This is a genomic window from Mesorhizobium sp. M4B.F.Ca.ET.203.01.1.1 (assembly GCF_004791025.1).
GTDB lineage: Bacteria > Pseudomonadota > Alphaproteobacteria > Rhizobiales > Rhizobiaceae > Mesorhizobium > Mesorhizobium abyssinicae.
The window spans coordinates 1-301 of record NZ_SRUO01000229.1 but is presented as its reverse complement, the minus strand read 5'-3'; the positions used below and the strand labels follow the sequence as shown (position 1 = coordinate 301).

The 301-nt window shown below is 64.5% G+C and carries 1 protein-coding gene; it reads right to left on the bottom strand.

All coding sequences use genetic code 11. The features are described from left to right. Positions 1 to 74 precede the first annotated feature (74 nt). The coding region (locus EN846_RS34440) for an FtsX-like permease family protein (protein ID WP_210236162.1) at positions 75 to 301 on the bottom strand (227 nt) is incomplete at its 5' end.

Genomic DNA, 301 nt, shown 5'->3' with positions numbered 1-301 from the left:
ACATGAAGCCTTTCTCCAGTGCGTCGGCCTGCAATGTGGGGGCGATGGCATGTTTGGAGGTCATCGGCCGGTCCTCAACGCAGCAGCAACGATGGATCGGAGCGGACCACACTGCGCACCGCCATGATGCTCGACAGCATGGCCATCACCGCGACCAGCGCCACGCAGCCCAGGATCACCATCGGCGTCAGCTGCACCGGTACGCGCTGGGTCTGCGCGATCAGCAGCACCACGGTACTGAAGGCCGCTGCCAGCAACATGCCTACGCCGCCGATCAGCAAGGCCTGCTCGAACACCACCC